A 16,037-nucleotide genomic window follows, 5' to 3' on the forward strand; every position below is an offset into this window, starting at 1 on the left:
CGCCAGCCCCAGACTCTCAGACGGCGAACAAGAGGGCGGCACTGATGAGCACGACCACGGCGGTGGCGAAATGGATGCCGAAGGCGACCGCCTTGGTGCCGCCGTGGCGCAGGACGATGACGGTGTCGCCGAGCGGGACGAGGGCCACGACCAGCATGTACCAGGCCTCGGCGTGGGCGCCCACGAAGGCGAGCAGGGCAAGGCCGAGGACGCCGTAGCTGGAGTCGCGCAGGCCCTTGATGGTCAGATAGGCGGCGTCCCCGTCCTTCTTGGCGGGGACGCCGTAGCCGGCGGCCGCGGCCCGGGGCACCAGGAAGAACCGGACGCCGATGAAGATGATGAAAAGATTGAGCAGGACGGCCAGTCCGTAGGCGATGGCGGTGAGCATGATCTTCTCTCTGTGTTAGCAGCGCTAGAATCGAGAGCGAAACTAACATAGCTTCGACAGAAGTGCTAGCGCCGCTAGAGTCAGAGTCGTGTCGATCCAGACGCGCCGAGAGCGCGAGCGAGCAGAGCGGGAGCGGTTGACCGTCACGGCCGCGCGGGAGCCGGCCGACTCGGAGGGCTGGGACGCGGTGACCACGCGGCGGCTCGCCGAGGAGATCGAATACAGCCAGCCGGTCCTTACCGCCATTTCAAGGGCAAGGACGCCAGTCCCCAGGCACCGGCCGCGCTGCACGAGGCCTTCGCCGAGCTGCGCGAGACCGTGCGGCCGCTCGCCGGGGGCGACGGTCTGGCGATGCTCATCGAGACCTTCTGGAGCGGGCCGCACGGGCTCCTCACGCTCATGCGCAGCGGCAGGCTCCGCCCCGAGGTTCACCAGCGCCGGCCGGCGCTCCTGATCAGGCGTTTCTCAAGCTGATCCCCGGAGGCGGGAGGGCATGGCGGGCGGCCCTCCCGCCGTCCTTCAACCCGGCATTGATCTGTCTGCTATCGGCGACGGCCAGGCTGAGGACATGACCGGGGGCACTCTGAGGATCGTTTTCACCGCCGAGGATCTCGCCCGTGTCCGGATCGCCTCCAGGGCCGATCCGATGTGGGAGATGGTGATGAGCCTGTGCCGCCTGCAAGAACGCGGCGGCGGCACGGCGATGACCGGCTGGCGGCGGCGGGTCCGCGACGACCTGGCGTCAGCGGGGCTGCTCCCCCGGGTGCGGGAGGTGCTCCTCCCGCTGGTCCCGAAGGGAGCCTACTTTCCCGACTTCCTGACACCGATCGAAGCCCAGAGCGGGCTCCAGGCCGGGATCGACGCCCTGGCCGGCACTCCGCGGGCGCGTGTCCGCGCGGAGCTGGACGTGCTGCGCGGCCACGCCGGCCTGCCCTCCACCTTGGAGGATCTGGCCCGCGGCGACCTATGCTCGGTCCGCCGCCTCAGCCGCCTGGTGGACGGCTACTGCCGTACGGCCTTCGCCTCCCACCAGCAGATGATGGAGGCCGCCCTCGGCCATGAGCGCGGCAGCCTGGTCCGCCATCTCGCCGACGACGGCGTGGACACCATGCTCGCGCGGCTGGCTCCGGTGCTGCGCTGGCGGCCCCCCGTCCTGGAGGCCGCCTACCCCGCGGGAGACCGGGAGATCCGCTTGCACGGACGCGGCCTGACCGTGATCCCCTCCTACTTCTGCCAGATCACCCCCGTCGCCCTGGTCGACCAGCGGCTCCCTCCCGTCCTGGTCTACCCCGCTCCCCGCCGGCCCCGCCCCGCCCCCGGCCACAAAGATCCCCTGGTCGATCTGCTGGGCGCCACCCGCGCCACCGTCCTGCACACCATCGCCGCCGACCAGGGCTGCAGCACCAGCGAGCTGGCCCGCCGCATCGGAGCGTCGCTGTCCAACGCCAGCAAACACGCCCAGGTGCTCCATCACGCCGGCCTGATCACCAGCACCCGCCACGCCAACCTGGTGCTGCATCAGCTGAGCGATCTGGGCGCCGGCCTCCTCCGCCGCCACCGGGCGCAGCACCCGCCCGGCTGACCCGCGGGTGAGCCGCGGCCCGGAGCCCAAGCCCCGGCCCGCGGCTCACGGGCAGGCGGTCGGCCTCTGGCCTTCCTCAGCGCCACGCCGTGCAGTGCGTGGAGGAGGAGTTCTTCGCCCTGCCACAGGCGCGGAAGACGAGGTTGGGATCGGCGCTGCTGTAGTGGGCGCGGGTGTAGTTGTGCCCGCCGTCCACGAATGTGAAAGGACCGCACTGGTACCAGCCCTTGCCCTTGTCGTGAGACACGTCGAACCAGAACATGTCTCCGGCCTCGTAGCCGCCGGCCAGGCGCGCCCACCCGGCCTGCTTGCCTCCGATATAGCCGAAGCGGAGTTCCGCCGCCTTCGTACCGACGCCCAGAGAGACTCTGGTCTCGGTCCAGCTGCCAGTGGCGCTGGTGGGCCATGGCCAGTCGCCGCAGGTGGCGGCCGCGGTGACCGCGCCGGAGTCGTTGACCGGCGCTTCGACAGGATCGGCGGAGGCAGGGCCCGACAGCGCGGCTCCCGCGAGGGTGGCGACAGCGGCCACTGTGACGGACCGACGGACTGATGTCGTGCTGACCATACGGATGGATCCTTCCGATTCTCCGGCCCCGGCCTTCTGCCCGGCTCCGATCTGGTGGTGTCATTTCACCGGCCCTCGCCCCGGCCGGTCACCCTGTTCCACCCAGGCGGAAAACACCCACGTCATAGCCTCTCCCGGGACGGCGACAAGACCGTCCCCGCGGTCAGGCCCCCCTTCAACGGCGACGGGCCGGCCCGGCTCAGGACCCGCGAGCACGCCGGCCGGAGCGCTCGGCCGGAGGGAGCGGGAACACAGGAAAAAAGTTGCCGCCGGATGTCGAGGACCCGGCGGCGGCTCCGACTCCCCGGTGACAGCGCGCCCGAGGGCGTGAGAGATCCACAGAGACGGGACGCCATCATGGGCAAGCTCATCCACTTCGTGCACCAGTCCCTCGACGGTTTCATCGAGGGCCCTGACGGCGAGTTCGACTGGCCTCAGATGGGTCCGGAGCTGTCCGCCTACGCCCAGGAACTGACCAGCGGCGACAAGGTGTTCCTCTACGGACGTGTGGTGTGGGACATGATGTCGGGCTTCTGGCCGCAGGCCGAGCAGCACTCGACGCATGAGCACGACCTGGCATTCGCCCCGATCTGGCGCGAGGCGCCCAAGATCGTGGTCTCCCGCACGCTGGAGAAGGCCGCCTGGAACACCCGGGTGATCCGCGACAACGTCGTCGAGGAGCTGACCGCGCTCAAGGAGTCCGGCGCCACGCTGGTGCTGTTCGGCGGGTCCGCGCTGGCCGCCCATCTCACCGAGCACGGCGTGATCGACGAATACCGGATCTTCGTCCACCCCGTGATCCTGGGCGGCGGCAAGCCGGTCTTCCAGGAGCAGCGCCACCGGGTCGGCCTCGAACTCGTCGAGTCACGGACCTTCGACTCCCAGGTCGTGCTGCTGCGGCAGCAGCGCGCCGCCGCCCAGGGGTGATCGTCGGCCGGCGACCCGGACAGCCCCTCAGCCGGTCTCTCCCCGGTCAGGGCCGGGCTGGGCGAACGCTCGCCGGCCGTACACGAGCAGCTCGCGCACCGCTGGGTTGTGCGTGCCCTTCCAGATCAGCGCCAGCAGGGCGGGGATTTCGACGTCGTCGACGGTGAGGGCAGTGAGCCGGTCGCGGTAGCGCTCGGCCATCGAGTCGCTGAGGACGGCGACGGCGAGCCCGCGGGCGGCGAGGTCGGCGATGGCGTCGGCGGCGCTGGCCTGCAGCGCGATCACCGGTTGGAGGCTCTGCGCCGCGCACGCCTGGTCGAACACCGCGCGCAGGCCGGTGCCGGGCGGCATGCACACGATCGGGTAGGCGGCCAGGTCGCGCAGGACGACCCGGCGCCGCCGCGTCAGGGGGTGTCCGTCCGGAACCGCCGCGACGAGCCGCTCACTGATGATCGTCATTGCCTCCAGCCCGTCGGGGGCAGCGCTCGCGGCGCCGACGAGCGCCAGGTCGACGGTGTCGCCGCGCACCCCCTCCACGAGCCGTTCGGAGCTGTCCTCCAGCAGCGAGATCTCCACACCGGGATGCGCCCGGTGGAAGGCGGCGAGGGCGTCGAACAGCGGCGTGACGGTGCAGCCGATGACCATCCCGACCGTGATCCGGCCCCGGATCAGGCCGGTCACCTCACCCACCGCCCGGCCGACCGCCCCGGCGGCGGCGAGCGCGGCGCGGGCGTGTTCGAGCGCGGCCTTTCCCGCGACGGTAAGGGTGGCGGTGCGCGCCGACCGGTCGAAGAGCTCGGCACCGAGTTCGCGTTCCAGCCGGCGGATCTGGGCGCTGACACCGGACTGGCTGATGTGGACCCGTTCGGCCGCCCGGGTGAAGTTCTGCTCCTCGGCCACCGCGACGAAGTATTCCAGCTGCCTCAGTTCCATAACCAGAGATTCTAGTTACCAGTAGTTCAATCTGTTGGACTTCTGGTCGGCGGGCGGCGAGGCTGGGGAGTGCCGAAATCGATCTCAGGAGGATCCATGCCGGAGTACGAGAAGGCCATGCGGCCCGAAGACATCACCCGCCTGTTCGTCGAGCGGTCCAACGCCGGTGACGCGGCCGGAGTCGCCGCGCTCTACGAGCAGGACGCGGTGCTGGCCTATCCGCCCGGCGGCCAGACGGTGGGCCGGGAGGCGATCCGCGCACTGTGGGAGAAGGTGCTGGCCGGCCGTCCCCGCTTCGAGCCGGAACAGCCGCTGCCGACGCTGGTGAGCGGAGACATCGCCCTCACCTCGACCCCGCCCAAGGACGGGTCCGGCGCCCGCGCGCAGGTCGTCCGGCGCCAGCCCGACGGGAGCTGGCTACGCCTGCTCGACCAGCCCGAGTTCGTCCCTCCCACCCGCTGAACCCGCCGGTCCGGCTCCACAGCCCGGTGGACCCGCGCGGAATCCGGAGGCGGGTGGAGCGTCGGGTGTGATCGAATACGACCTTGTGGACGATCTGGCGCTGGAGGCGCTCGCCCGGCGGCTGGCAGGGATCCCCGGGGTGGTCGCGGTGGTGCTCGGCGGCAGCCGGGCCCGTGGCACACACCGCCCGGACTCGGACATCGATCTGGGGCTGTACTACCGGGGTGACCTGGACGTGACGGCGCTGCGCGCGCTGGCCGTACAGGAGACCGGCGAGCAGGTCGAGATCACCGCGCCGGGCGGCTGGGGGCCATGGGTCGACGGCGGCGGCTGGCTGACCATCGACGGCCGGCGGGTCGACTGGATCTACCGCGACCTGGACCGGGTCCGCCGGGTCTGGGCCGGCTGCCGGGAGGGCCGCTACGAAGTCGGAGCCCAGGCCGGCCATCCGCTGGGTTTCTACTCCCACGCCTACGCCGGCGAGGTGGCGCTGTGCCGGGTGCTGGCCGATCCCGACGGGGAGCTCACCGAGCTGCGGGAGAGCACCCAGGCGTATCCCGCGGCGCTGAGCGCCGCGCTCGTGGACGGGCTGTGGGAGGCGGACTTCTCCGTGGAGCTGGCGCGGTACGGAGCGGCCGGCGTCGATCCCGCTTACGCGGCCGGCTGCCTGTTCCGCGCTGTCGGCGTCGCCTGCCAGGCACTGCACGGCCACGCAGGCCAGTGGCTGATCAACGAGAAGGGCATGGTGGCCTCGGCCGGCCGGCTGCCCCTGGCCCCGCGGGACTTCGCCGCACGGGCACGGAGGCTGCTCGGGCACGTCGGCGGGTCGGCGCGGCAGATCGAGCGGACCGTGGCCGACGCGGCCGCCCTGATGGGAGAAGTGCGGACGGCTGTCGACGGTTGACCGCCCTGATGGGAGAAGTGCGGACGGCTGTCGGCCGCTGAGCGCCCCGGCGCTCCGGAAGGACCCGTGCGGCACGGAGGCCAGCACGCCGTATTGCATCGATCGATGCAAAACCTGTAGCGTGTCCACATGGCTCGACCGCGGACATTCGACGAGGACCGGGTCCTGGACGCCGCGATGCACACCTTCTGGGAGAACGGTTACGAGGCCACCTCGACCCGGGACCTGTGCGACGCCGTCGGCCTGGACCGCAGCAGCGTCTACAACACCTTCAAGAGCAAGCACGGACTGTTCATCCGCGCGCTGACCCGCTACATCGACACCACGACCGCCACCCAGCTGGAGATCCTGGAGAACCCAGGACGGCCGGCCGTCGAGCGGATCCGCGCACTGTTCGCCGAGATCATCGAGGTCGAGGCCGCGAACCGGCGGGACGGCTACGGCCGCGGCTGCCTGACCGTCAACACCACGGTCGAACTCGCCGGACGCGACCCGGAGATCGCCCTGCTGCTGGACCGGGACATGGCCCGGCGGCTGGAGTCCCTCAAGGCCGTCATCGCGACCGGGCGGCGCGATGGCGACATCACCTCCCCACGGGACCCGGACTCGCTCTCCCGGTTCCTCAACGCGGTGATCGCCGGGATCCGGGTGGCCGCCCAGGGCGGCGCCGACCGCGCCATCCTGGAGGCCATCGCGGCAACGGCGATAGACGCCCTCACCTCTGACACCTTCATCCCTGACGCCCCGACGCCCCGACGCCTTGACGCGTTGACGTCCTGACGCCTCGACGTCTTAACGCCTTGACGCATTGACGTCCTGACCTGCCACATTCGCTGACGCACCGCGGCCCTTCCGCGGCGCCTCCGCCTGCCCGAATTTTACACCGATCGATGCAAAATTCGCCGACACAGGAGCACCCGCCATGCACCGTGCTGTATATCTGCTGGCCCTCGGCATCTTCGCCATGGTGACCAGTGAGTTCGCCGTCGCCGGTCTGATGCCGCAGATGGCCGACGGGCTGGATGCCACCATCCCGCAGATCGGCTATCTCATCACCGCCTTCGCGGCCGCCATGGCCGCCGGTGGGCCGTTCCTCACCATCGCGGTGCTGAAAGCGCGTCCCCGGCCGGCGCTCATGGTGCTGTTCGCGATCTTCCTGGCCGGCAACCTGCTGGCCGCGACCGCTCCCTCCTACCCGGTCATGATGACGGCGCGCGTCATCACCGGCATCGCCGCCCAGGCGTTCTTCGGAGTCGCCGTCTCGCTGGCGGTCCAGCTGACGTCTCCGCACGTGCGCGGCCGGGCCATCGCGGTGGTCATGAACGGGCTGATGGTGGGCACCCTGCTGGGGCTGCCGCTGTCCACGCTGATCGGGGAACACCTGGGCTGGCGTGCCACCTTCTGGGCCGTCAGCGCCCTGACCGTCCTGGCCGCGCTCGCCACGATGATCGGTATGCCCCGGCTGGAGCACGCCGGAGAAGGCGGCGGCGACCTCCGGAAGGAGCTGCGCGTCTTCGCCCGTCCCAAGTTGTGGCTGGCGTTCGCGACCAGCACGCTCATCATCGGCGCGACCTTCTCCGCCTTCAGCTACCTCAGCCCGATCCTCACCCAGGTCACCGGGTTCAGCGCCGGGACCGTCCCGCTTCTGCTCATCGCCTACGGCGCCGCCACCGTGATCGGCAACAACATCGTCGGACGCCTCGCCGACCGGCACACCGTCAGCGTCCAGCTGTGGGGGCTGACCCTGAATCTGGTCTTCCTGACCGGGTTCGCCCTGCTGGCCCACCTCAGCGTCCTCACGGTGGTGTTCATGCTGGGCATCGGCCTGGTCGGCGTCACCATGAACCCGGCGATGGTGACCCGCGTCCAGCGCACCGGCAACGCCGGGCCACTGGTCAACACCGTCCACTCCTCCTTCATCACCCTCGGCGTCATCATCGGCTCCTTCGCCGGAGGGGTGGCCATCGACGACTTCGGCCTGCGAGCCCCGCTGTGGCTGGGCGCCGCGCTGGCCGCGCTCGGCGCCCTGACCCTTCTCCCCGAGCTCGCTCACCGCTCCACCCCCCGGCCGACAGCCGCGCCCAACGCGCCCGGCACCCTCGGAGGGGCCGCCGCCGGCACCGAGAAGCAGGTGGTCTAGCCGGCCGGCGAAGATCATGTGCGGGAGGGCCACCGGGTCGCCGAGCGCCACGACCCCCTCCCCTGGGGACGGCGCGCCCAGGGACCGCTGCCACGCGGGGCGGACCCCAGCGGCCCGTGCCGTGGACATCGGCCGGTCCGCCCGGCGGCCGTGATCCTCCGAGCAGGTCGGGGAGGTCGAAGAACGCCCGCCTTGACAGCGTCCGGCGTGAGCGTCTGTAATGATCTGCATGTCGCGTGCCGCCGGCCGGGAGGACGGCGGCGGCATGGAGGCAACGTAGCAGGGGATAATGTCGTGAACTCATACTTCACAGGCCGCGCCTGACCGCATCGGCGCCCGCGCGTCGTCCCCGTGCACCATGGTGCTGAGCACCGCTCCCGCACGCGAGCTCCCGTCGGATCCGACCGATCAGTGACCGGCTGACGGTCCGCCGCCCCGCGTGCTCATCGAGGTCTCCCCACCCCGCGGGGCCGGCATGCGACGGCTCCCCCTGCCCGTATCGCAGTCGTTCACCATCACCGCGCACACCAGCATCGCCGCACACACCCGCAGGTCTCCCCCATGCATGGAGCATGCCCGGCTGCCTGCCCAACAGAACGGATCACAGCTTGAACGTCACGCACATCCCCGCCACCCCCGACGACAGCGCCGCGGTCATGGCGGAGATGAGGACCCTGCAGTCCAGTCCCCCCGTCCTGCCCGTCGACGCCGACCGCACGCCCGTCCTGCCGCACACCGGCGGCGTTCCCGGCGAGTGGGTCACCGCCTCCCGCCATGCGGCAGGCCCGACGGCGGCCGAGACGGGGGTGACGATCTACGTGCACGGGGGCGGATTCGAGTACACCAACCCTCACCTGGAGAGGATCATGGCCTACCGCCTCTCCCAGATGACCGGCCGCCCTGTCCTGGCGGTGGGTTATCGGCTCGCCCCCGCCCACCCGTATCCGGCCGCGCTCGACGACGTGGTGGCCGCCTATCGGAGCCTGCTCGACCAGGGCGTGCCCGCCTCACGGATCGTTCTGGCCGGTGAGTCCGCCGGTGCCACGTTGGTGCTGTCGGCGCTGCTGGTGCTCAGGCAGGCGGGCGTCCCCCTCCCCGCGGCGGCGGTGGTCGTCTCTCCGCAGACCGACCTCACCCTGTCCAGCCCGTCCATCGACGCCAACGACGGCCAGGATGTCGTCAACCGGGCCGTACTCGACCACGTCCGCACCCAGTATCTGGCTGGGGCACGTCCGGACCAAGCGCCTCAGTCCCCCCTCCACGGCGAGTTTCACGGCCTGCCGCCGCTCCTGCTCATGGTGGGTTCGAAGGAGGTGCTCCTCGACGACGCGCGGCGGTTCGCCGGAGCCGTCTCGGCCGCCGGCGGAAGCGTCCACCTCGACATCTACGAGGGCATGCCCCACGCCTTCCACGCGGCCGTACTGTCCACCACCCCGCTGCCCGTCGCCACCACCCTGCTCCGCCGCGTCTCGGAGTGGATCAGCCAAGCTCCCGTCGCGCAGGACCGGACCTGATGACCACCCCGGCTCCGGACCACGCGTCCTCGGCCTCCGCGCAGACGCCTCCCGGCCCCGACGACCGCCTTACCGCGTTCGGCACCCAGTTGATCGACATTCACCTCTGGCTCCGCGAGGAGCTGGCCCGGCTCCGCGAGGACGTCGACTCCTACCTCGACGGCCGCGGCGGGCGGCCGCGGGAGCTGCGGGCGCACTGCCTGACGTTCTGCTCGGCACTGAGCCGGCATCACTCCGGCGAGGACGGCGGGGCGTTCCCGGTCCTGGCGGAGCAGTTCCCCGAACTGCGCCCCGTGCTCGAGGAACTGGAGCGTGATCACCATCTGGTGGCGGAGATCCTGCGCAGTCTGGAGGGACTGCTCGACCGCCTTGAGGCGGATCCGGCAGGGGGCCGGCAGGTGCGAGCCGAGCTGGACGGCCTGGCCGCCCTGCTGGAGTCGCACTTCGGCTACGAGGAGAGGCGGATCGTCTCAGCCCTCAACTCGCTGAACGCCCGATCCTGGACGGCCGCGGAGCTGCTGGGCATCTCGGTGAACACCGGCGGCTGAGGCCGGTCGCGCCCGCGGTCTTCCTCGCCACCGGGCCGAAGAACTCTCGGCGCCAGCGGGTGCCGGGCACGGATTTTCGGAATATCCGACTATTTCGGCGGCCACGAAATTCTAAAAAAGTATCACCCGCCCCATAGCCGCATGTTGTGGCTATTTAGAAGCCAAGTCAAGAGTGTCCCTATACGGGATACAGAGCTAAAGTTCTGATCGTTTAAGCCACATTTCGTAAGGTTGCCGTCGCGCCTTTGAGGAGATGGCCATGACGCAGGACGACACCATTCAGGGCCCCACCGGGACCCTCGGCCGCGCAGGGGCACCTGCCCCGCAGGCGGCCACCTCCACTTTCGTCAACGGGCAGTTCCCGCGCAGACGGGGGCTGATCATCCTGATCAGCGGTCTCGTGGGCTTTCTGCTGACGATCGTCTGGTCGGCCGAGTTCGTCGACCAGACGATCGGCGACAACGTCGCCAACACGCTGCTCGGACACGACGCGAAGGAAACCCCGATCGCCGGCATCGCCGCCGGTATCGCGTTCGCGTTCGTCAGCGGGCTCGCCGGCTCGTTCACCGCCTGCAACATCGCCGCGTTCAGCGCGGTGGCCCCCCTGCTGGGCAGCGCCGGCAGCCGGTGGGGCCGGCTGGCCCACACGCTGAAGCCGCTGGGCTGGCTGTCGATCGGCATGATCACCGTATCCGCCGTCTACGGCGCGATCGTCGGGGCCGTGGGAACGAGCATGCCGCAGTTCTCGACCGTGCAGAACACCCCCGGGACCCTCTCGCCGCGCGGCATCCAGTCGATGGTGGTCTACGGCCTGATCGGGTTGGCGATGCTCTACCTGGGGCTGGCCGCGCTCGGCGTCGTCCGTGATCCGTTCGCCCGCGTCTCCCGGCGCTTCCCCAACGCGCCGATGGTGTTCATGGGCGCGCTGATCGGCGGGTTCCTGATCGGACGGCCGTTCGCGCTGTTCCGGCAGATGTTCCGGGAGGCGGCGGAGAGCGGCAACCCCCTGTACGGCGCGGCGGCCTTCGTCCTGCAGTCGGTCGGCAACATCGTCATCATGACGCTGCTGTTCTTGATCCTGTCGTCCGTCGCGGGCAGCCGGTTGCAGCGGTGGCTGATGGCCAAGCCGAGCCGGATCGCGGTCCTGACGGCGTCGTCGCTGATCGTCGCCGGGGTGTTCACCTTCCTGTACTGGGACGTGCGGATGCTGGCCCGCCGAGAGATCATCCCGTGGTATCCGACGGCGCCGTGGTCGTGACGGTATCCGACGACGCCGTGGTCGTGACGCGCCCGCGCGCGGCGGTCCCGGCCCGGGCGCCGCGCTCCTCGCACGTGCCGGCGCCGTCCCCGACCAGGACGGCCGGAGCCGTCGCCGGGTAAGAAATCCTCGCGGCGATTCTCCGCCTTCTTTATCGACCGGTCCGTCTCCGTGACAGAACCATGAATCAGAAAGGCGTTGCTGCGGCGCCCCGTCCGACGGACGGGGCCGCCGTCGAAGGGTGTGTCACCAACCGTCGATCCGGGGCGGGTCCGCCGGAAAGATTGTCCCCTGTCCTGTCCTCGGCCTCATCCGGCCCGCGCGCGGGCCGCCGCAGGGCGACGGCCAGCACCGAGTCCAGCTTCCGCTGGGACGTCTGGAGCTGGGTGATCGTCTCGGCGATGCGGGCGCGCTGCCGCTGCAGGTTGGAGATCACGGCCGGGCAGGCCGACGTCACCATCTGCCCGTCCTCGTCGTGGACGCAGTGCAGGAACCGGGCGATGACCGTGGTGGGCAGGCCGGCCGCGAGCAGGGTGCGGATGTGGCCCACCGCGGCGACGTCGGATTCGGAGTAGTCGCGGTAGCCGTTGGCCAGCCGTACCGGCCTGAGCAGGCCCTGCTCCTCGTAGTAACGCAGCAACCGCCGGTTCACCCCCGTCTCCTGGACAAGGTCGCCGATCCGCATGCGCTTCCTCCGGGATTGACCCTCACATTGATGTGACCCCTTAACGTCCCCATTGTTACCGATCACGGAGAGCAGAGGGAGCCAGGGATGTCTGGAGCGGTGGTCATCGGAGCGGGCCCGGGGATCGGGCAGGCGGTCGCCCGGCGGTTCGCCAGGGAGGGATTTCCGATCGCCCTCATCGCACGCAGTGACCGGACGCTGGAGGCCGCGGCCAAGGCCGTCGCTCCCAGCGGCGTGCCGGTCGTCACCCTGACGGCCGACAGCACCGACGAGACCGCGCTGCGCGACGCCCTCGACGCGGCGTCCGGAGAACTCGGTCCGCCGGACGCCGTGGTGTACAACGCCGCGATCATCCAGGCCGACGCGCCGGGCGAACTGTCGGTCCGTGCCCATCTGGACGCCTGGGCGGTCAACGTGGTCGGCGCGCTCACCGCCGCCGCCCACGTCGCGCCCGTGATGGCACGGCGCGGCGGCGGCTCGTTCCTCATCACCGGAGGCATGCCCGAGCCCGAAGTGGAGTATGTGAGCCTCTCGCTGGGCAAGGCCGGGGTCCGCACCCTGGTGACGCTGCTCGACCAGGCCTACGGGGCCTCCGGCGTGCACGTGGCCAGCGTCACCGTGGCCGGTCCCGTCGCCCCCGGCACCGACTTCGACCCCGACGACATCGCCGAACACTACTGGCGGCTGCACACCCAGCCGCGACACCAATGGGAGCACCAGGCCCTCCACAGCGGGCTGGAGGGCCGGCGTTGACCGGCGTCACCGGCACCGTGTCGTCGCGGAGCGCGTCGAGGACGCGTGGCTCATCCGCCAGTATCACGCGGCCGATCACCGATCGATCCGTCAAGGCGACGGTGCGGCCGGGCATGGTCGCCGGCCTGGCCGATCCCCGGGCCCGGCGGGTCAGCCGGTGCCGGACAGGCGCGGGGACAGCCGGCGCGCGCCGCCGCGGACCCGTGCGACCACCACCGCCGTACCCGCGGTCGCGGCCGTCACCAGCCAGATCATGAACGTCGGGTAGAGGTAGACCACCTGGATCCACATGATGTCGGCGCCCCGGGCGAGCACCCGGAAGACCGGGGTGATCGCCGCGCACAGCGCGAGCGGCGCCAGGCAGGGCAGCAGCCGCCACCGCTGCCACCCCGTACGGCGGGCGGCCCACCGCCGGGAGCGGGCCACCCCGCGCGCCGCCAGCCCGATGGTCACCAGGGTCAGCAGCACGAAGATGACGTCGGTGAGGAGGACGGGCGGCGCGGAGGGGATCTCCGGCGCGTCTCCCTCGATCATGGCGACCAGGCCGTCCATCAGGGCGCCGGCGTCGGCGAAGGCCATACCGGTGTTCGCCATAACCGCGACGCCGTACCCGGACCCTGGCATCAGCAGCTGATGGGCCGTGGAGGTGAAGAGGTCGCCGCCGTGCTCGACGACGGGCGTGCCACGCCTGGTCTCGCCGAGCGACCAGCCCAGGGCGTAGTGCCCGTTCTGCTCGGAGGGGGTGCGCATCTCCGTGACGCTCCGGGGGGACAGGACGCCGTTGTTCTGCGCGATCAGCCACCGGGCCATGTCGGCGGCGGTGCTGAGGACCCCGCCGGAGCCGTTGCCGAACCCGGTCGGCTCCGGCAGGGCGACCGCCTGTCCGAGGATGTACAGATGGCCGCGCGCGCTGTCCGGCAGGTCCCGGTCGGTGTCGATCGTCATGCTGTCGCGCATGCCGAGCGGCGTGAACACGTGCGCGTCGAGGTAGGCCGCGAACGGCTCTCCGCTCACCACCTCGACGAGCCGCGCGGCGACCTGGTAGTTGGTGTTGTGGTAGCTGAAGGCGGTCCCCGGGGCCGCGGCGAGCTCCGCCGTCCTGAGCCGTGCCACGGCGCCCTCCAACGTGCCGGGCTGGGGCAGGCTCTTCTCCCGGAAGGCCGAGTCGGCCATGCCCGACGTCTGGTTGAGCAGCTGCCGTACGGTGATCTCCGCTGCCCGGGGATCGGCCATCGTGAACTCGGGCAGGTAGGCGCGCACCGGTCTGTCGAGTCCGACCTGGCCCCGCTCCACCAGTTGCATGACGGCGAGGGAGGTGAAGGACTTGCTGACCGACGCGACGGCCATGGGGACGTCCGCCGTCACGGGATCACCGGAAGCGGTCTCGCCGTACCCGGCGGCATGGACGACTTCCGCCCCCTTGGTGATCGCCACCGCGACCCCGGGCAGCCCCGTCGCCTCGCGGTAGCGCTCGACGAACGCGTCCACTGCCGCAGGGGTGATGTCGTCTGCCTGGACGTGGCCAGGCAGGGGGAGCAGGGCGAGGAAGATCGCGGCAAGAGTGTTCCTGAGCACCCGTCGACGCTAGTGGTCGCGCCCGTTAATTCGTCGGGGATGGCGGGTTGAGCCAGGCCGTAGTGTCGCCGAGGTAGAGGCCACAGGCGCAGTCGAGGGCTTCCTGCGGGGTGCCGGCCGGGTAGCCGGTGGACAGGACGGACTTCTCGTAGTCGTCGTGGCTGGCGCGGTAAATGGCGAACCCCCAGCTGGTGGCGGATCCAGCGTAGCGGAGCCGGCAGAGCGGCAGGGTGGTGCCATCGGGGAGCCGGCCGGCGACATAGGCGAACTCGCCGTGATAGCGGACGGTGATGCCGGCGAGCTGAGGCCAGCGCTCGCGTGCCCTGGCGGCCAGGCGCTGGCGTAGCGAGGTCATGGTCGACTCAGGTGGCCTTGCCATACGGCCATCGTGCCCTACCCGCCTGGCTGCACCATGGAGGGCATGCCCTCCAGTCCCTATGTCATATGCCTTGGCGACGCTGAGCGCGCTGAGCTGGAGTCCCTGTCCCGGCGCGGCTCAGCGCCGTTTCGCCTGGTGCTGCGATCACAGATTGTGCTGCTCGCCGCGGCGGGCACAGCGAACCGGATGATCGCGGAGCGACTGGGCATCTGCCAGGACACGGCCCGCAAATGGCGGCGTCGGTACTGTGAACAGGGCATCGAGGGGCTGGCCGACGCGCCGCGCCCCGGCAGGCCGCGCGTGTTCTCCGCCCGCATCGTGGCCGGGGTCAAGGCCCTCGCGTGCGAGATGCCCACCTCGAGCGGAACTCCCCTGGCCCGATGGACCTGCCCCGAGCTGGCCCGCCATACGGCAGCCAGCGGCATCGCTCCCGCGCCCTCGGCGTCCACCGTGCGCCGCTGGCTCGCCGACGACGCCCTGAAGCCCTGGCAGCACCGGTCGTGGATCTTTCCTCGTGACCCGCACTTCGCCCTCAAGGCATCCCGCGTCCTGGACCTCTACCAGCGGGAATGGGAAGGGGAGCCGCTCGGTGAGGACGAGTACGTGCTCAGCGCCGACGAGAAGCCCGGCGTCCAGGCCCGCATGCGCATCCACCTCCCGCTCCCACCGGGGCCGGGGCGGGCGATGCGGATCGAGAGCGAGTACCACCGCTTCGGCACCCTCGCCTACCTGGCCGCCTACGACGTCCATCATGCCCGGGTCATGGGTCGGTGCGAGCCAACCACTGGCATCAGGCCGTTCACCGCGCTCGTGGACCAGGTGATGCAGAGCGAGCCATACGCTTCGGCCAGGCGGGTCTTTTGGGTCGTGGACAACGGCTCCTCGCACCGGAACTGGGCGGCGGCAGCCCGGCTCAGCGACGCCTACCCGAACGCCCAGATGGTCCATCTGCCCGTCCACGCCTCCTGGCTCAACCAGATCGAGGTCTACTTCTCCGTCATCCAGCGCAAGCTCCTCAGCCCCGACGACTTTGAGGACCTCGATGAGCTCGCCGCCCAAATCCTCGCCTTCGAGAACCACTACAACGCCGCAGCCAGGCCCTTCGACTGGAAGTTCACCCGCACCGACCTCAACCGCCTCCTGGCACGCATCAGACAGCACGACCGGCATGCACCGCACCCGCTGGCCGGATGATCCCCGACGAATTAACGGGCGCGACCACTAGTTACCGCCCAATTTCCAGGCTATTGCGAAATTCCTCTGCATTTCTTGCGGAAAACCGCCATCTCGGTCCGGGCCCCGCCGGACGGGACGCCCATAGGTGACCCCGGTTACTCACGGAACCTTCGTCTCACGCTCAACTCCCATACGCCTTCCGGCCGTGCCCGCCACCGATTTTGGGTCACGGTGGCTACCGCGCCGCG

The 16,037-nt window shown here is 70.5% G+C and carries 18 protein-coding genes; 12 read left to right on the forward strand and 6 right to left on the reverse strand.

Annotated elements, in window-relative coordinates; translation table 11 throughout:
• Positions 1 to 16 precede the first annotated feature (16 nt).
• The gene (locus tag J2S55_RS43965; protein ID WP_306873751.1) at positions 17 to 388 is read right to left on the reverse strand and encodes a DUF4267 domain-containing protein; all 372 of its coding nucleotides are present in this window, start codon (positions 386 to 388) and stop codon (positions 17 to 19) included.
• 351 nt (positions 389 to 739) lie between these two features.
• Between J2S55_RS43965 and J2S55_RS43970 the strand changes: the two genes are divergently transcribed.
• Positions 740 to 862, forward strand: a complete 123-nt coding sequence (locus tag J2S55_RS43970) for a hypothetical protein (RefSeq protein ID WP_306873753.1) — start codon at positions 740 to 742, stop codon at positions 860 to 862.
• Between the two features lie 94 nt (positions 863 to 956).
• Positions 957 to 1,970 (forward strand): ArsR/SmtB family transcription factor, encoded by a 1,014-nt coding sequence (locus J2S55_RS43975; RefSeq protein WP_306873754.1) that lies wholly within the window; start codon positions 957 to 959, stop codon positions 1,968 to 1,970.
• Between the two features lie 76 nt (positions 1,971 to 2,046).
• Here the strand turns inward: J2S55_RS43975 and J2S55_RS43980 are convergent, their stop codons facing one another.
• Positions 2,047 to 2,535 carry a hypothetical protein gene (locus J2S55_RS43980; RefSeq protein ID WP_306873756.1) on the reverse strand — a complete coding sequence of 163 codons (489 nt, stop codon included), beginning with the start codon at positions 2,533 to 2,535 and terminating at the stop codon, positions 2,047 to 2,049.
• A gap of 357 nt (positions 2,536 to 2,892) precedes the next feature.
• On the opposite strand from J2S55_RS43980, the gene J2S55_RS43985 reads away from it, so the two are divergent.
• The gene (locus J2S55_RS43985) at positions 2,893 to 3,462 is read left to right on the forward strand and encodes a dihydrofolate reductase family protein (RefSeq protein ID WP_306873759.1); all 570 of its coding nucleotides are present in this window, start codon (positions 2,893 to 2,895) and stop codon (positions 3,460 to 3,462) included.
• Positions 3,463 to 3,489: 27 nt separating this feature from the next.
• On the opposite strand, the gene J2S55_RS43990 is transcribed toward J2S55_RS43985, so the two are convergent.
• Entirely contained in the window at positions 3,490 to 4,395 is a 906-nt protein-coding gene (locus J2S55_RS43990) for a LysR family transcriptional regulator (protein WP_306873762.1), read from the reverse strand.
• Between the two features lie 96 nt (positions 4,396 to 4,491).
• On the opposite strand from J2S55_RS43990, the gene J2S55_RS43995 reads away from it, so the two are divergent.
• The 7 genes from J2S55_RS43995 to J2S55_RS44025 all read left to right on the forward strand — a co-directional run bounded on the left by J2S55_RS43995 (position 4,492) and on the right by J2S55_RS44025 (position 11,221).
• Entirely contained in the window at positions 4,492 to 4,857 is a 366-nt protein-coding gene (locus J2S55_RS43995) for a YybH family protein (RefSeq protein WP_306873764.1), read from the forward strand.
• Between the two features lie 67 nt (positions 4,858 to 4,924).
• Positions 4,925 to 5,761 (forward strand): nucleotidyltransferase domain-containing protein, encoded by an 837-nt coding sequence (locus tag J2S55_RS44000; protein ID WP_306873766.1) that lies wholly within the window; start codon positions 4,925 to 4,927, stop codon positions 5,759 to 5,761.
• Positions 5,762 to 5,890: 129 nt separating this feature from the next.
• Positions 5,891 to 6,541, forward strand: coding sequence for a TetR/AcrR family transcriptional regulator (locus J2S55_RS44005; RefSeq protein WP_306873769.1), 651 nt, complete (start codon positions 5,891 to 5,893; stop codon positions 6,539 to 6,541).
• A 142-nt stretch (positions 6,542 to 6,683) separates the two neighbouring features.
• On the forward strand, positions 6,684 to 7,901 hold the full coding sequence (locus J2S55_RS44010; protein ID WP_306873771.1) for an MFS transporter: 1,218 nt from the start codon (positions 6,684 to 6,686) through the stop codon (positions 7,899 to 7,901).
• 608 nt (positions 7,902 to 8,509) lie between these two features.
• Entirely contained in the window at positions 8,510 to 9,415 is a 906-nt protein-coding gene (locus J2S55_RS44015; RefSeq protein ID WP_306873773.1) for an alpha/beta hydrolase, read from the forward strand.
• Positions 9,415 to 9,963: a hemerythrin domain-containing protein gene (locus J2S55_RS44020; protein WP_306873774.1), complete on the forward strand. Its 549-nt coding sequence runs from the start codon at positions 9,415 to 9,417 to the stop codon at positions 9,961 to 9,963. Before J2S55_RS44015 ends, J2S55_RS44020 begins: the two co-directional genes overlap by 1 nt.
• A gap of 259 nt (positions 9,964 to 10,222) precedes the next feature.
• A complete protein-coding gene (locus J2S55_RS44025) occupies positions 10,223 to 11,221 on the forward strand; it encodes a hypothetical protein (protein ID WP_306873776.1) in 999 nt (332 codons plus the stop codon).
• A gap of 187 nt (positions 11,222 to 11,408) precedes the next feature.
• Here J2S55_RS44025 and J2S55_RS44030 read toward each other — a convergent pair whose 3' ends face one another.
• A complete protein-coding gene (locus tag J2S55_RS44030; protein WP_306873778.1) occupies positions 11,409 to 11,906 on the reverse strand; it encodes a MerR family transcriptional regulator in 498 nt (165 codons plus the stop codon).
• Positions 11,907 to 11,993: 87 nt separating this feature from the next.
• On the opposite strand from J2S55_RS44030, the gene J2S55_RS44035 reads away from it, so the two are divergent.
• Complete coding sequence (locus J2S55_RS44035) at positions 11,994 to 12,659, forward strand: SDR family NAD(P)-dependent oxidoreductase (protein ID WP_306873780.1); 666 nt, start codon at positions 11,994 to 11,996, stop codon at positions 12,657 to 12,659.
• 150 nt (positions 12,660 to 12,809) lie between these two features.
• Here the strand turns inward: J2S55_RS44035 and J2S55_RS44040 are convergent, their stop codons facing one another.
• Both J2S55_RS44040 and J2S55_RS44045 read right to left on the reverse strand, forming a co-directional pair.
• Positions 12,810 to 14,234, reverse strand: a complete 1,425-nt coding sequence (locus J2S55_RS44040) for a serine hydrolase domain-containing protein (RefSeq protein WP_306873783.1) — start codon at positions 14,232 to 14,234, stop codon at positions 12,810 to 12,812.
• Positions 14,235 to 14,259: 25 nt separating this feature from the next.
• Entirely contained in the window at positions 14,260 to 14,613 is a 354-nt protein-coding gene (locus J2S55_RS44045; protein ID WP_306863763.1) for a hypothetical protein, read from the reverse strand.
• Between the two features lie 42 nt (positions 14,614 to 14,655).
• Between J2S55_RS44045 and J2S55_RS44050 the strand changes: the two genes are divergently transcribed.
• The gene (locus tag J2S55_RS44050; RefSeq protein WP_306863766.1) at positions 14,656 to 15,807 is read left to right on the forward strand and encodes an IS630 family transposase; all 1,152 of its coding nucleotides are present in this window, start codon (positions 14,656 to 14,658) and stop codon (positions 15,805 to 15,807) included.
• Positions 15,808 to 16,037: the final 230 nt, after the last annotated feature.

Source organism: Streptosporangium brasiliense, assembly GCF_030811595.1.
GTDB classification, from domain to species: Bacteria; Actinomycetota; Actinomycetes; order Streptosporangiales; family Streptosporangiaceae; genus Streptosporangium; species Streptosporangium brasiliense.

Coding starts and splice junctions, on each gene's coding strand:
- J2S55_RS44010 (WP_306873771.1), top strand. CDS start 6,684: ATGCACCGTGCTGTATATCTGCTGGCCCTCGGCATCTTCGCCATGGTG.
- J2S55_RS44020 (WP_306873774.1), top strand. CDS start 9,415: ATGACCACCCCGGCTCCGGACCACGCGTCCTCGGCCTCCGCGCAGACG.
- J2S55_RS44030 (WP_306873778.1), bottom strand. CDS start 11,906: ATGCGGATCGGCGACCTTGTCCAGGAGACGGGGGTGAACCGGCGGTTG.
- J2S55_RS43990 (WP_306873762.1), bottom strand. CDS start 4,395: ATGGAACTGAGGCAGCTGGAATACTTCGTCGCGGTGGCCGAGGAGCAG.
- J2S55_RS43965 (WP_306873751.1), bottom strand. CDS start 388: ATGCTCACCGCCATCGCCTACGGACTGGCCGTCCTGCTCAATCTTTTC.
- J2S55_RS43985 (WP_306873759.1), top strand. CDS start 2,893: ATGGGCAAGCTCATCCACTTCGTGCACCAGTCCCTCGACGGTTTCATC.
- J2S55_RS43970 (WP_306873753.1), top strand. CDS start 740: ATGCTCATCGAGACCTTCTGGAGCGGGCCGCACGGGCTCCTCACGCTC.
- J2S55_RS44005 (WP_306873769.1), top strand. CDS start 5,891: ATGGCTCGACCGCGGACATTCGACGAGGACCGGGTCCTGGACGCCGCG.
- J2S55_RS44025 (WP_306873776.1), top strand. CDS start 10,223: ATGACGCAGGACGACACCATTCAGGGCCCCACCGGGACCCTCGGCCGC.
- J2S55_RS43980 (WP_306873756.1), bottom strand. CDS start 2,535: ATGGTCAGCACGACATCAGTCCGTCGGTCCGTCACAGTGGCCGCTGTC.
- J2S55_RS44045 (WP_306863763.1), bottom strand. CDS start 14,613: ATGGCAAGGCCACCTGAGTCGACCATGACCTCGCTACGCCAGCGCCTG.
- J2S55_RS44035 (WP_306873780.1), top strand. CDS start 11,994: ATGTCTGGAGCGGTGGTCATCGGAGCGGGCCCGGGGATCGGGCAGGCG.
- J2S55_RS43975 (WP_306873754.1), top strand. CDS start 957: ATGACCGGGGGCACTCTGAGGATCGTTTTCACCGCCGAGGATCTCGCC.
- J2S55_RS43995 (WP_306873764.1), top strand. CDS start 4,492: ATGCCGGAGTACGAGAAGGCCATGCGGCCCGAAGACATCACCCGCCTG.
- J2S55_RS44050 (WP_306863766.1), top strand. CDS start 14,656: ATGCCCTCCAGTCCCTATGTCATATGCCTTGGCGACGCTGAGCGCGCT.